At 58.2% G+C, this 14598-nt stretch carries 12 protein-coding genes; 8 read left to right on the top strand and 4 right to left on the bottom strand.

All coding sequences use genetic code 11. The annotated features are described in order from the left end of the window. Positions 1-44: 44 nt before the first annotated feature. From AC0L2R_RS06830 to AC0L2R_RS06795, 8 genes are all read left to right on the top strand, one after another. Entirely contained in the window at positions 45-1067 is a 1023-nt protein-coding gene (locus AC0L2R_RS06830; protein ID WP_473508206.1) for an amidohydrolase family protein, read from the top strand. A 67-nt stretch (positions 1068-1134) separates the two neighbouring features. Continuing rightward, positions 1135-1806 carry a 4-carboxy-4-hydroxy-2-oxoadipate aldolase/oxaloacetate decarboxylase gene (locus AC0L2R_RS06825; protein ID WP_473508205.1) on the top strand — a complete coding sequence of 224 codons (672 nt, stop codon included), beginning with the start codon at positions 1135-1137 and terminating at the stop codon, positions 1804-1806. A gap of 540 nt (positions 1807-2346) precedes the next feature. After that, positions 2347-4140: a putative bifunctional diguanylate cyclase/phosphodiesterase gene (locus AC0L2R_RS06820; RefSeq protein WP_473508204.1), complete on the top strand. Its 1794-nt coding sequence runs from the start codon at positions 2347-2349 to the stop codon at positions 4138-4140. Positions 4141-4269: 129 nt separating this feature from the next. Further along, positions 4270-4791: a ubiquinone biosynthesis methyltransferase UbiE gene (locus AC0L2R_RS06815; protein WP_167366450.1), complete on the top strand. Its 522-nt coding sequence runs from the start codon at positions 4270-4272 to the stop codon at positions 4789-4791. Continuing rightward, complete coding sequence (locus AC0L2R_RS06810; protein WP_473508202.1) at positions 4788-5966, top strand: methyltransferase domain-containing protein; 1179 nt, start codon at positions 4788-4790, stop codon at positions 5964-5966. Before AC0L2R_RS06815 ends, AC0L2R_RS06810 begins: the two co-directional genes overlap by 4 nt. Before the next feature lie 14 nt (positions 5967-5980). Beyond that, positions 5981-8350 carry a SpoIIE family protein phosphatase gene (locus tag AC0L2R_RS06805; protein WP_473508370.1) on the top strand — a complete coding sequence of 790 codons (2370 nt, stop codon included), beginning with the start codon at positions 5981-5983 and terminating at the stop codon, positions 8348-8350. Positions 8351-8352: 2 nt separating this feature from the next. Continuing rightward, positions 8353-8916: a slr1658 superfamily regulator gene (locus AC0L2R_RS06800; RefSeq protein ID WP_473508201.1), complete on the top strand. Its 564-nt coding sequence runs from the start codon at positions 8353-8355 to the stop codon at positions 8914-8916. 20 nt (positions 8917-8936) lie between these two features. Beyond that, positions 8937-9275 carry a slr1659 superfamily regulator gene (locus tag AC0L2R_RS06795; protein WP_023797948.1) on the top strand — a complete coding sequence of 113 codons (339 nt, stop codon included), beginning with the start codon at positions 8937-8939 and terminating at the stop codon, positions 9273-9275. A 100-nt stretch (positions 9276-9375) separates the two neighbouring features. Here the strand turns inward: AC0L2R_RS06795 and melA are convergent, their stop codons facing one another. The 4 genes from melA to AC0L2R_RS06775 are packed head-to-tail and all read right to left on the bottom strand — an operon-like array spanning position 9376 to position 14594. Continuing rightward, positions 9376-10749, bottom strand: a complete 1374-nt coding sequence (gene melA / locus AC0L2R_RS06790; protein WP_473508200.1) for an alpha-galactosidase — start codon at positions 10747-10749, stop codon at positions 9376-9378. A 23-nt stretch (positions 10750-10772) separates the two neighbouring features. Next, the gene (locus tag AC0L2R_RS06785; protein WP_473508199.1) at positions 10773-12443 is read right to left on the bottom strand and encodes an ABC transporter ATP-binding protein; all 1671 of its coding nucleotides are present in this window, start codon (positions 12441-12443) and stop codon (positions 10773-10775) included. Between the two features lie 13 nt (positions 12444-12456). Further along, the gene (locus AC0L2R_RS06780; protein WP_473508198.1) at positions 12457-13584 is read right to left on the bottom strand and encodes an ABC transporter permease; all 1128 of its coding nucleotides are present in this window, start codon (positions 13582-13584) and stop codon (positions 12457-12459) included. Beyond that, positions 13581-14594, bottom strand: coding sequence for an ABC transporter permease (locus AC0L2R_RS06775; protein WP_473508197.1), 1014 nt, complete (start codon positions 14592-14594; stop codon positions 13581-13583). The genes AC0L2R_RS06780 and AC0L2R_RS06775 overlap by 4 nt, the downstream gene beginning before the upstream one ends. Positions 14595-14598: the final 4 nt, after the last annotated feature.

The raw sequence follows: 14598 nt of genomic DNA, 5'->3' as shown, positions 1-14598 counted from the left end.
GCAGCGGATCGACGATGCGTCAAATTGTGCGTGAAGAGAACGAAATGATCATCGACTGCCACGGCCACTACACGAGCGAACCGACGGGGCATCACGCCTTTCGCAAGGCGCAGGTCGAGTTCGTCGAAGGCAGGCGCGACGCCATGCCCGCCTATCCCGGCATCGCCGACGAAATGCTCAGGGCGACGATCGAGCAGAACCAATTGCGCCTGCAGCGCGAGCGAGGCACGGACCTGACCATCCTGTCGCCGCGGGCTTCGGGCATGGGCCACCATATCGGCAGCGCAGAGAACAATGCCGAATGGTCGCACATCTCCAACGATCTGATCGCACGCATCGTCGACATGTTCCCGACCAACTTCGCCGGCGTATGCCAACTGCCGCAATCGATGAGCGGTGACCTGAAGCCGGTCCTTGAAGAGCTCGAGCGTTGCGTCGTCGAGCTCGGCTTTGTCGGGTGCAACCTCAACCCCGATCCGTCCGGCGGCTTCTGGTCGGCGCCGCCGATCCACGACCGCTACTGGTATCCCCTCTTCGAAAAGATGATCGAGCTGCAGGTGCCGGCCATGATCCACGTCTCCGGCTCGTGCAGCGCCTGCCTGCATACCACCGGCGCGCACTACATCAATGCGGACACCGCCGTGTTCATGCAACTGATCCAGGGCGACCTGTTCAGCGCGTTTTCGGATCTCAAACTGATCATTCCGCATGGCGGTGGTGCGGCGCCCTATCATTGGGGACGTTATCGCGGCCTGGCGATGATGTTGGACAGACCCGGACTGGCCGAGCACCTGATGCGCAACGTCTTCTTCGACAGCTGCGTCTATCATCAGGCGGGTATCGATACGCTGTTCCGCGTCGTTGGTCCGGCCAACATCCTGTTTGGGTCCGAATTGCTCGGGGCGGTCAAGGCCATCGATCCAGAAACCGGCTTCGCCTTCGACGATACGCGGCGCTACATCGACGCACTTTCGCTCGGTGAGGTCGAACGCCACGCCGTGTTCGAAGGCAATGTCCGAAAGGTCTATCCGAGGCTGGATGCGCGGCTGAAGGCACAAGGGCGCTAGACCAGCCGATGAGCACTGTTCGGGTGCGGCGCCTGGTGCCGCACATCATCATTCCGGGAGAACACTTATGGGCAAAGTCGTAACCAAGACCGAGCGCACGCAGATCGAAACCTGTGATGCTCTTGGCCAACTTGGCGTGGCCACGGTTCACGAGGCACATGGGCGGACTGGCCTGCTCGCCGCGCGCCTGCGGCCCATCTATGATGGCGCCAGGATTGGCGGCAACGCGCTGACCTGTGAAGTCGCACCGGGCGACAACTGGATGATCCACGTCGCGCTGGAACAGGCGCGGCCAGGCGACATCCTGGTCGTCACCCCGACCTCGCCTTGCGAGGACGGCTATTTCGGCGACCTGCTGGCCGAATCGGCCAAGGCGCAAGGCATCAGGGGCCTCATCATCGATGCTGGCGTGCGCGATATCTCGACCCTGCGCTCCATGGCCTTCCCGGTCTGGTCGAAGGCGATCAGCGCACAAGGGACGGTCAAGGAGACGCTTGGCAACGTCCAGGTGCCGATCGTCTGCGCCGGCGCCCACATCCAGCCGGGCGACGTCATCGTGGCCGATGATGACGGCGTGTGCGTTGTGCCGCGCGAAGCCGCGGGAAGGGTTCTCGAAACCGCCCGCAGGCGCGAGGCGATGGAAGAAGAAAAGCGCAGTCTCTATGCCGCCGGCAAGCTCAGTCTCGATGTCAACGAAATGCGCGAGCGCCTGCGGCGCAAAGGCCTCGTCTACGAATAGGCAACCGCATAGCAGGTTCGCCGCCCGCAAGGAAAATCTTGATCCCGCGGGCACGCTCGATCACGCGTGCGCCAAGTCCATTTCAGGACACCGTCGGCCTCGCGCATTGCAGCGCAAGGCCAACGGCTGCCTTAGAATGAACGGCGCAAATTGCTCAGCCAGTGCAGCGAAGCCTGAACTGGCCGTTCTCTGAATGTGGGGAAAGGCGGTAGCGCTCTCCCGCTACCACCTTCAAAATTGCCCAACAATTCTCCGGCCCCTTCATGGCTCCCGGAAGCCCAGCGTTTGCGGGATGTGCGGCCGAAAGCTGGGGAGAGCGGAAACAACCTTCCCATTCAATCTGCTCTCCGAATGTCCATCATTCTCCGAAGCTGGGGAGCCTTTTGGATCTTCGGTCCGGCCCATCCGCGGGCACAATCTTTGCGTTCCCGCCAACGGTTCCGCCAATGGCGTCTCTATGACTTGCCCGCAAGCACCGCCGCAACCTATAGGTTTGCAACTAGCCTTATGGTTTGCTAGCTTCACCGTAGGGATGAGGAGATGCGGATTTTGTACCGCCTTTGGAAGTGGCTCTTACGTCCGAAAGCACAGGGTGCCGGAGCGAACAGGGAAGAGCTTTCACCGAGTCATCCGTCCTCCATCAGCGAAGCGCGTCTCCTGGACTTTTTGGCGAACACGACTGATGGTGTGTCGTTCTATGATCAGGACTTCCGCCTGACGCACTACGCAACCAACCTCAAAAGCATCCACAGCCGCCCGCTGGTTGCGGGCGTCGCTCTGAGGGAGATTTATCCGAACGTCGACACTGAGCTCATCGAAAAATTTGTTCGCGTGCTGCGCGGCGGCACTCCAATAAATGTCAATCTCCAGCGATCGCTGGGGGAGGCGCCCCGTTCCGCTGTCGTTTTCGGCGCTGCGAATGGAATTGGAATCATTGAATCCAGAGAAAGGGAGCGGGGCGGGCGGGGCTCACCGGAAGAGCAAGAGCGTATGATGCTCCTTCATCAGGCGACGCACGACGCATTAACCGGATTGCAGAACCGGCGGGGGTTCAGCGAAAACCTGCAACAAGCTCTGTCGGTGGTCGATGAGCCAAATGCCACTGCCCTGCTGCAAATCGACCTTGACGGTTTCAAAGCGGTCAATGACACACTCGGCCATGGCACGGGCGATACGTTGCTTCAACTGGCAGCAGGCCGGATCCGGGACACGCTGCAGGACGGCGAACGCGCATACCGGTTAGCTGGAGACGAGTTCGCCGTCATTCAATCGCGTACGGAACAGCCCGCCGAAGCGGAACGCCTCGCGGGGGCGTTAATTGAAGCATTCAAGGCGCCGTTTATGATCAACGACATCCCCGTCTTCGTCGGCGCGAGCATCGGAATTGCATTCGGACCGGGACACGCGACCGAGGGCGAGCAGTTGATGAAGGCCGCGGATATCGCCCTTTATGCAGCCAAAAGAGACGGACGCGGCTGTGCGCGAATTTTCAATCGCTCGATGCAGCTCCTGCTCGAACAGCGTGAAAACCTGAGGCGCAGTCTTCGAATGGCGCTGGACCGGAACGAGCTTTATCTTGAATATCAACCGCTCATTCGGGCACCCGAGTCGGTCGTGGGCTTCGAAGCGCTGCTGCGATGGCGGCATCCCGAAGTCGGGACCATTCCTCCGAGCGTGTTCATACCGATCGCCGAAGCCGACGGTCTCATGGACGAGATTGGACGATGGGTGATCGAAGAAGCCTGCCGCCAAGCAACGAGATGGCCGTCTTCACTGACGGTCGCCGTGAACCTGTCGCCGGCGCAGTTCCTGAGCGGTTCGCTCACGGACACGGTTGCTCAGATCGTCGACGCAGTCGGAATCCGCGCCGACCGGCTTGAGCTCGAGATTACCGAAACCGTTCTTCTCGAGCAAACCGTCGACAACATTGACACACTGAATACCCTGAATGTCCTCGGGATAAGGATCGCGCTAGACGATTTCGGCACCTACTACTCCTCGTTGAGTTACCTTAAGAACTTCCCGTTCGACACTTTGAAGATAGATCGATACTTCATAAAAGACTTAGAAACCGATCGAAAAAGTCAGACGATCGTGCGATCGATCATAGGCATGGCGCACGGCTTGGGGATAAGCGTCACCGCGGAGGGAGTTGAAACGCCGGGACAGGCACAATGGCTGATCAGGGAAAACTGTGATTACCTCCAGGGCGATTTCCTGGGACGGCCACTCGGAGCCGAGGCGACGCGCGATTTCATCAGGCGATCTTCCAAGGAACTAATACGCGAAAGTGGGGACGAAATCTGGCGATCCAGCGTCCGGCCCCATGCATAGCGGCGTGGACGAACCTGAGGGAAGCGAGGCAGAGCGATATGGATTTCCAGAGACAGGTCAACTGCCGTCCGGGAAGGGTTCGTCGCACCGCTCGACTAAAATGCAGCCAGAAACGAGTGAGGAACGCCAATGAACATTGCTTCTCATGACGAAGATGGCGAAGCAGTCTTTGAGACAATGATCCAGATCGATTTGGACGTCAAAACTTTTATGTCTGATTGGATACTCTGCGATCAACTCTCGACTTACTCGGCGCGAATGATCAGCCATAACAGACCTGACTCCGTACGGCATTCAAACCTCTTTTCCTCCGCGTTGAACGAATTATTGGAGGTCGCCTTTCGTACGCGGCATTACGGCGGTGAAATAGCCTGTAGGGTGTCACGCCGGGGTGAGACGGACAGGATCGAACTGACATTCCCTTGCATTCCCGAAGAACGACAATTCTTTGAAGAAGCGGTGTTTCAAATTACGGGATCCGAGGCAATGGAGCGCTATCTCAACTCAGTGTCCGGAGACCTCGCGCCCAGTCGTGAAGTCGTTCTCCTGGAACTCGTCATCGACTACAACGCGACCCTTCGAGTCGAGCAAGTCGGCGCTGATATCATCACCCTTGTCGTCGATCTTCCGCTTGAGGGCATGCCAAGTTGAGCGCGTACAACCTTTTCCCCCGTTTCAGAGCGCAATACGATGTAAACGATCAGGAGTTCTCGATATCGGGAATACTGCGGCCCCAGTCGATCGATGAGCTTGCGCCCAGCATTGCCCTGTTGAAGGAATCAATCGCTCGTGTACGCGGTACCCTGTACGTAAACGTCAAACGATTGACGCAAATGAACAACACCGCATTTCATGCTTTCTCGCGGGTCATTATTGACGCCTGTCGCGCTCGACCAGATCTCAGGTTCGTACTCGTAACGTCAAGCGTTGTCGGGTGGACGACCAGAAAATTCGGGCGCCTGAACGGAATCGAAGCGAACATCACGGTTCAAGAGTATGACAGTGATTTCTATCCGGGGCAGAGCTTCCTCGAAGAAGGCGGGTTCATTCCGATCCTCCGCACACAGACGAAGATGACTTGGCGCCACGAGCGCACAATCTTGCCGCGACACGGCATGCAACCCGGTATCATCATGGCCGACATCTGTTGCGGAATTGGTGATTTCGCCGTACTCGTGCAGAAAGAATTTCAGCCGTCACGGATTGTCGCTCTCGACCATTCCAGGTCAAGCCTTGCTTATGCGCGAAGCGTGGCTGCGGCGTTCGATATCGGAGGAATTGAATACACCTATGGCGACGCGTCAGAAATGCTGCTTGACCAAGATCAGTTTGACTTGGTCACATGCCGACACTCCCTGCAGGTGTTCAACAAGCCCGAACTGATTCTCAAGGAACTCTTTCGCATCTGCAAGCCGGGCGGACGCGTCTACATCACGAATGAAAAGAACTCGCACTGTCTGGGCGAACCGCGCGCCGATAGCATCCAGTGGACCTATAGTGAAGTCGCCAAGCTTTGGGCGCACTTCCAGATGGATATCGAGCTTGGCCCCAAAAGCCGTCGATACCTGGTCGAGGCGGGGTTCGAAGACATTCGAGTCGAGTCTTTCGTGGTCACTAACCACGACGGCGATCCGCAGGACTTCGCAGATGTCGTCGCGGCATGGGAGAACGTCTATGCAGGCGAGATGGCGACAAAGCGAGGTGACCCGCCGGCGTTCATCAGACGGTTCCGACAGGGTTTCCAGGATCACATTTTCGCTGCGCTCCACCCCAAGGGATACGCCGGCTGGCCAATCTGGGTTGCATCGGGACGTAAGCCACTGTGAGCGAGTCGCATGCCATTTCCCGCAAACCCTGGTCCGTTTTCCGGCCTAACAGCTTCCGCGCGAAATTCATAATCGTTGTAGGCGGGGCGGTGCTCTTCGACCTCCTGGTCGGTGGGAGCGTGGCCCTTTGGAACGTCAACCGGCTTTCCCGCGACGCGACGTACCAGATCGAGAGCGGCCTCACCAAGGCGAGCCAGGAATACCTCCAGAATTATATCGAGACGACTGCTCTGCGCGCCGATCTCCTGTTCGACCAAATGCACTCCGAGGTTACCGCACTTGCAGGCTCCATGCAGAGACTGATCGATCATCCAGAGGCGAAGGAGGCTATCGGCAACGCGCTGGCGACGGACTCCTATTTCAATGCGCCGCTTGTACATGACCCCAAGGGAAACTGGATGCAGAGCCCACAAGGGTCGCCTTCGGTCTTGAGTATCTGGGGATATCTTCTCTCCCCCGATGGCCGACCGAAGCCCGAAATTCTCCACAAAATTCAGGAGAGTGCGGCGTTCGACATTTTTGGCCCAAGCCAAATGGCAACAGGCGCCAGGAAGTTGCAGGTCTATTACGTTGGACCGAAGGCAGCACCTATCATGCGCACGACTCCTTACTCCGATCAGGCGCAAACCTTCGACAAGCTCTATCCGGGCCACAACAACGCAAATTTCTGGGATTTCTTCTTTCCTGGCGTCTATGAGCGCTGGCAGGGGTGGATCAGGGACCCGAATTCGCGTCCCGTAAAAGGCGATGACATCACGGCGACTGCCCCATATATCGATGCGATTACCGGTAAGCTCATAGTGAGTTTCTTCCATCCGCTCTGGACGAAGGACCGCAAGGATGTCGCCGGCATGGTCGCTTCCGACGTAACGCTCGATCAACTCGCTGAAATCGTCGAAAGCGTGAAGGTCGCTGAGACGGGCTTCGGTTTTCTCACCATGTCGAATGGCAATGTGCTCGCGATCAAGCCCGAAGGCGAGAAAACGCTCGGGCTCAAGATTGCAAGCGGTGCGGCGGGTCAAGGCGTTACCGGACTCGATCGCTCGCTCAAAAAGAGTACGCATTCGGCCGTTGCGGCGCTCGAACTTCCTGCCGACGACAAGACGGTCATCAAGCATATTTCGATTTGGGAGGAGGATGGCGAAGCCGAACCTCACATCGTCGCGCTTCGCCGACTGGAGGCAGTCAATCTCTGGAATAGCACGGGGTCCATCACAGCCGAAAACCAGATGCTCGGCTTCGTCGTCCCGGAGCGGGAAATCTATGCTTCCCTACTTGCAGCGCAACAGAGCATTTCCAGCGCGACCAACCGGATCCTGGTCTCCCAGATCATCGCAATTATCATTTCGCTCCTGATTGTCTTTGCGGCTGTCTTCGGAATCTCAAAGCGGATCACCGCAGGCCTCAGCGCGCTTGCAGCAGCCGCAAAGCGGCTCCAGGCACAAGACTATTCAGTTCGAGTAAGCATTCCGACGCATGACGAAGTGGGAGAGGTGGGGGTCGCGTTCAACCGGATGGCGGAGGAGATCAGCTTCCATACGGAAAATCTCGAGCAAATCGTCGATGAAAGAACGAAGGAGCTTGAAGACGCAAATCAGGAGATTTCCGCCCTCAACAGCAAATTGCGAGATGAGAACCTGCGCCTTGGTGCAGAGCTTGCAGTTGCCAAACATATCCAGATGATGGTTCTGCCGAGAGCCAGCGAACTCGAAGCCATCCACGGGGTCGAAATCGCCGCTTATATGCGGCCGGCCGACGAGGTCGGCGGCGACTACTACGACGTCTTGCAAGAGGGATCGCGGGTCAAGATCGGGATCGGCGATGTCACAGGCCACGGGCTCGAAAGCGGTGTGCTGATGCTGATGGTTCAATCCGTTGCACGCGCACTGCAGGAGACTGGCGAGGACAATCCACGTCAGTTTCTCGATCGACTGAACAGAGCCATCTATAAAAATATCGAACGGACCAACACCGACAAGCATCTCTCGCTGGCCTTTCTTGACTTTGAGAATGGGAGGGTGACCCTGTCAGGGCAGCATGAGGAGGTTCTCGTCGTTCGTGCAAATGGAGAGATCGAGCGTATCGATACCGCCAATCTTGGTCTGCCGATCGGCCTCGAACGCAACATCTTGCCGTTTATCGCAACGCGCGACATTCCGTTCAACAGCGGCGATGTGATCGTGCTCCACACGGATGGTGTGACCGAGGCGGAAGATCCGGAGGGAAAATTGTTCGGTTTGATACGCCTCTCTAACAGTGCGCGCCACTATCATCGCAGGAGCGCCGAGGAGATCAAAACTGGAATTATTGAGGACCTGATGGCCCATATCGGAACACAGAAAATCCACGACGACATCACGCTCGTGATCATGAGGCACAAGTAGGAATGACAACACTGTTCGGAACAGCCGACTTTGCAATTGGAATGAGAGAGAGCGTCAGCCGCGTGCGATTGTTCGATGGACCTCTCGACCTGAGTTGGCATCATTGCGCAACTACTTCGGACTTCATCGCGGACGTTTTTGCCCTGCGCTTCCAGTCTTCTCGCAACGACTACAGGGAAGTGCGACACAGCATTGGCTATCTAGTCAACGAACTGATTGAAAATGCGGTCAAGTTTCGTGCGCCAGGCGAGATCACGATCGAGGCGGCCATAGAATCGGAAAGTTTTAAAATCAAGGTTTCGAATGTTGTTGACGTCGAAACGACCGCTAAATTTCAAAATCTTCTGTCGGAGATCACAGCCGGCGATCCGGGTGATCTCCTGATCCAGCGAATCGAAGAGAATGCCGCGGACCCTCAGACAACAAATTCCGGTCTTGGATTGCTGACGTTGATGAGCGACTATGGCGCGAGCCTGGCTTGGGTCTTCAGCCCCGCCGACGAAAGGGATCAGGTTCGCCTGGAAACATATGCTTCAATTGTGGTATCATCAGAAACTTATAACTAAAACGAAATGAAGACAAAATCGTGGACATAACAACGACAAATTATCGCGTGTGGAACGAAGGAAGCGATGTTTATTTTGACGGCGTAATGAGGTTGTCCAGTTCTGAGGCCTATGCGCCTATTTTGCAGCTAATGATGAACGTCCTTACCTCCAATCCTACTACTATAACGATACATGTATCAGACTTGGAGTTCCTTAACTCGTCGGGCATCAATTTATTGGCCAAATTTACCATAGAGGTCAGAAAGCATCCAGAGATCCAACTCATTGTCCGGGGAAGCTCGGAAATACCTTGGCAGTCGAAATCGCTGCCAAATCTCAAAAAACTACATCCTGCGATGGTACTCTTCGTTGGCTGACAGGCGGTTTATCCAGGCGCCAAAGACCATTCGGCTACACTTTCCGGACGTCTGCCTTTTGAGATGAGAATCGCGGCTCCAAACCAGGACCGTTCCGTCCTTACGCTGCCTGCACGTTTTTCGAGATCCGCGCCCACTCCGGAATCCAGTCGCCGTGCGCGGCGAGCAGGTCGTCGACCAGCGACCAGATCTGGTCGAGATCGAGCTCAGCGGCGGTATGGGGATCCATCATCGCCGCGTGATAAAGATGCTCGCGGTTTTCCGTCATCAAGGCCGCGACAGTCAGTTCCTGCACATTGACATTGGTGCGGATGAGCGCCGTCAGTTGCGGCGGCAAGGTGCCGATGAAGGTCGGCTGGATGCCGGACGCATCGACCAGGCACGGCACTTCGGCCGCGCAATTTTCCGGCAGCGAGGTGATGCAGCCATTGTTGCGGACATTGCCGTAAATAACCGAGGGCTCGCCGGTCCAGACCGAGTTCATGATCGAGGAAGCATATTCATGGCTCTCCTCGATCTCGATGTTCTCGGCGCTCCGGTAGGCGGCCGCCTGCCCTTTCCAACGCTCGATCTGCTCGATGCAGCGTTTGGGATATTCATCGAGCGGAATGCCGAACTTCTCGATCAGATCGGGCCTGCCGTCCTTGATGAAATAGGGCGTGTATTCGGCGAAATGCTCCGAGCTTTCGGTGACGAAATAGCCGAGGCGGGTCAGCATCTCGTAACGCACCTTGTTCGGGCAGCGCGGATTCCAGTGGCTGGGTTTCGGAAATCGCCCGTCGCGGTAGCCGCGCACGAGATCCGGATAAAGGTCGCGGTAGCTGCCATCGGCCTGCCGATGCTCGAATTTCAGGTAGAAGGCCATGTGGTTGATGCCGGCGGCCCGGTAACGGATTTCCTCGAGCGGGATTTCGAGATCTCGGGCGAGTTCGAAAGCCGTTCCCTGCACCGAATGGCAGAGACCGACCTGCTTGATGAGCGGATACTTTTCCGCAATCGCCCAGGTGTTGATCGCCATCGGGTTGACGTATTGCAGGAGGATGGCATCGGGGCAGATTGCCATCATGTCTTCGCAGATTTTCCAGAGATGCGGAACGGTGCGCAAACCCCGCATGATGCCGCCAACGCCGAGCGTATCGGCGATCGTCTGGCGCAGGCCGTATTTCTTCGGCACCTCGAAATCAGTGACCGTGCAGGGCTCGTAGCCGCCGATCTGAAAGGCAACGACGACGAAGTCCGCGCCTTCTAGGGCCTTGCGCTGGCTGGAATGCGTCTCGATGATCGCCGCAGAGCCAAGCGTCTTGACCAGCTTTCCGGCGACGATCTCGCTTTCTTCCAGGCGCTGCGGATTGACGTCCATCAGCGCGATGGTAGCGCCCGAAAGAGACGGCCGCTGCAGCACATCGCCGATGACATTCTTCATGAAGACGGTGGAACCGGCCCCGATGAACGTGATTTTGGGTTGTCTCGTCATGAATTGCGCCTCTTGTCTGCGATTTATGCGGCTACCTCGAACGCGGCCTTGACGAGCCGTTCGGTGTAGGCGGTCCTCGGATGGGAAAGAACCTCGTCGACGGGTCCCTCCTCGACGATTTTACCGTGCTGCATCACCACGACCCGATGACAAAGCGCGCGTACGACCTTGAGATCGTGGGAAATGAAGAGATAGCTCAGGCCGCGCTCGTCCTGCAGTTTGCGCAGGAGGTCGATGATCTGGGCCTGAACGGAGAGATCGAGCGCCGATGTCGGCTCATCGAGCAGGATGAATTCCGGTTCGAGTGCGATTGCCCGCGCAATAGCGATGCGCTGGCGCTGTCCGCCGGAAAACTCGTGCGGAAAGCGCGACAGGATGTTGTGCGGAAGCCCGGCGCTGACAAGCGCCTGCTCCACGCGCTGCAACCGATCACTTTTGTTGTCGCCGAGCCGATTGACGATCAGCCCCTCCTCGATGATCTGGCCGACCGACATGCGCGGATTGAGCGAGGAGAACGGATCCTGAAAGACGACCTGCATGCGCGATCTGAGCGGCCGCATCTGGTCACGTGTCCTTGCGTGGATCGGTTCGCCGTCGAAGAAGATTTCGCCGCCGTCGGCCGTCAGAAGCTTCACCAGCGCCTGCCCGAACGTCGTCTTGCCGGACCCGGATTCGCCGACCAGCCCCAGCGTTTCGTACCGGTGAAGCTTTAGGCTGAGGCTGTCGACGGCGACGAGTTCCTTGAGCCGCGGCTTGAAGAACCCGCCATGCTTCAGCATGAACGACACCCGCACATTGCTGCCCTCGAGAATGACGGCTGAGTCCACCGGCGTCGGATTGGCCATGCCCTTTGGTTCGGACGCCAGAAGATGGCGCGTATAGGGATGCTGCGGGTTCTTGAAGAGCGCTTCAGTGGTGTTGTGCTCCTTCACCTCGCCCTGGCTCATGACATAGACGTAGTCGGAAAACTGGCGAACGACCGTCAGATCGTGAGTGATCAGGATTACCGCCATACCGAGCTTCTGCTGCAGATCACGGATGAGGTTGAGGATCTGCGCCTGCACGGTGACGTCGAGTGCCGTCGTGGGTTCGTCGGCGATGAGTACATCCGGATTATTGGCGAGCGCCATGGCGATCATGACGCGCTGGCGCTGACCGCCTGAAAGCTGGTGCGGATATTGGTTGAAGCGGCTTTCCGGGTCCGGAATCTGCACCTGCCGCAACAGCTCCAGCGTACGCTCCGCTGCTTGCCTGCGGCTCATCTTCTGATGAACGCGGATCGCCTCGATGATCTGCGCGCCGACCGTGTAGACCGGATTGAGCGAGCTCATCGGCTCCTGGAATATCATCGAAATGCGGTCGCCGCGCAGCGCCCGGCGCTGCCGGTCGGAGAATTTCAGCACATTCTTCCCATCATATTCGATCCGCGAGTGCACGGCCACGGTGGCGCGCTTGGTGAGCAGGCCCATGACCGTGCGCGCCGTCACCGACTTGCCGGAGCCGGATTCTCCCACCACAGCGATGGTCTCGCCGCGATAGAGCTGAAACGAGACATCCTTGACCGCGTCGACGGTTCCGCCTTCTATCTTGAACGTCACCGCGACATTGCGGGCGTCGATGATCGGACTGCCGGTCCTCACCGCATGATCGTGACGTTCGTCCGGCGCCATCGAGATTTTTTCCGTCAGAGCCATGGTGCCGGCCTTCTCAATAGGGATCGACGGCGTCGCGAAGACCATCGCCCAGCGCATTGAACGCAAAGACGGTGACCAGCACGAAACCCACGGGGGCAAGGATCCAGGGATAGGACCCAATGACGGAGTATGTCGCGGTATCCTGCAGCATCAGCCCCCAGGAGATCAGCGGCGGCTTCACCGCGAAACCGAGGAAGCCGAGGAAGGATTCAAGCAGCACGACATTGGGGATCGCCAGCGTGACGGCGACGATGACGTGGCTCATGACGTTGGGAAAAATATGCTGAAAGATGATCCGGCGGTCAGTTGCGCCGATCGCCATCGCCGCCCGCACATAGTCGATCCGCGCCAGCGCCAGAGTCTTGCCTCGAACTTCGCGCGACAGCTGTGCCCAGCCGAGCGCCGACATGACGACGATGACGAACGCGAGGAAGACATTGGTCGGCGCCGTCACCGGAATCAGCGAGGTGAGCGCGAGATAAAGCGGCAGTTGCGGAAAGGCGAGCACCAGTTCGACGAAGCGCTGTACCCATGCGTCGAACCTTCCGCCGAAATATCCGGACACCATGCCGACCGTCGTGCCGACTACCGTGATGATGAACACCACGGTCAGGGCGATCATCAGCGAAATGCGCGAGCCGTAGATGATGCGCGACAGCACATCGCGGCCGAATTTGTCGGTGCCGAGGAAATTGACCGGGCTTCCGTCGGTGGCGCCGAAGAAATGCCGCTGCGCCGGGATCAGTCCGAAAAGCCTGTATCCGAACCCTTTGACGAAAAAGCCTAGCGTCTGCGGGTTTTCGTAGTCGGGGCCTACGATCGGCTGGAACGTGACGGGGTCGAATTCATCTGTTTCACGAATCGGATAGCTGCGCGGCGGAAAGAACAAGTTCCCGCCCCGATCCGTCATGCTGATTGTCTGAGGCGGCGCGAAACCGACGCCGGTCAGCTTCGGATCGACGGGTGCGAAGAACTCCGCGAATATCGTCATGATCATCAGGAGGCAGACAAGGATCAGCCCTATCATGCCGGTCCAGGATCGCTTGAGACGGCGCCAGACAAGCGCGGTATAGGTTTCGTTGCCATTGCCTTTGGCCGGCGGCACGGAGGCGCAGATTATGGATTGGACGTCGGCTTTCATGCGTCGGTCCCTCCCCCAAGGCGAACCCGCGGGTCGAGCGCTGCAAGCAGCATGTCGGCGATGATATTGCCGACGATCAGGGTCACCGACAGAACCAACATGAAGGTCGCCGTGACATAGACGTCGCCGATCCACATCGAGCCGACGATGGCCGGGCCGACCGTCGGCAGGGCGAAGATGATCGCGGTTTCGATCTCGCCGGTCAGCATGTAGGGCAGCACGACGCCCTGATACATGACGAGCGGATGCAGCGCGTTCGGCACAGCGTGGCGCATGACCACCGTGCCCTCGCTCAAGCCCTTGGCCCGAGCCGTTTCGACATATTGGGCGTTCAGCGTATCGAGAAGATTGCCCCGCATGACGCGCATGTTGTAGGCGAGCCCGCCCAAAGTGGCGATCGCGATGACCGGCCAGACATGCTTGACCAGGTCGACGAACTTGCCCCACGACCAGGGCGCGCCGCCATAGCGGGCGGAATGGAAGCTGTTGATCTCAGTGACATTGAAGTGGAACACCAGGATATAGACGATGATCAGCGCCATCAGGAATCGCGGTATCGTCATGCCGAGAAACGAGATCCCCGACAGCAGGCTATCCACCCAGGAATATTGCCGGGTTGCCGCCAGAACGCCGAAGGTGATGCCGATCACCGACGCCAGTATGTGGCAGACGAGCGCCAGCGCCAGGGTGCGGGGCAATCGCTCGCCGACCACGTCGGCGACTGGCTTGTTGTAGAACAGGCTGTGGCCAAAATCGCCGCGGGTGACGATGCCGGTGATCCAGTTGACGTACTGGAGGGGCAAGGGCTTATCGAGCCCGTGGGCGACCTTGTAGGCCTGCGCCTGGGCGTCGGCCTTTTCGAAGGATGCGCCACCCTGGTTGATCAGTTGCGAGCGCACATAGTCGCTGTAGTCGCCCGGCGGGGCCTGGATGATCGCGAACGTCACGACGCTCAGGACGAAGAGGACAGGAATCGCCGAGGCGATACGCACAAGCAGAAATCTGAACATGATC

Source organism: Mesorhizobium sp. WSM4820 (genome assembly GCF_055811075.1).
The sequence above is the reverse complement of the archived record's forward strand: the minus strand, read 5'-3'. Positions and strand labels throughout refer to the sequence as shown.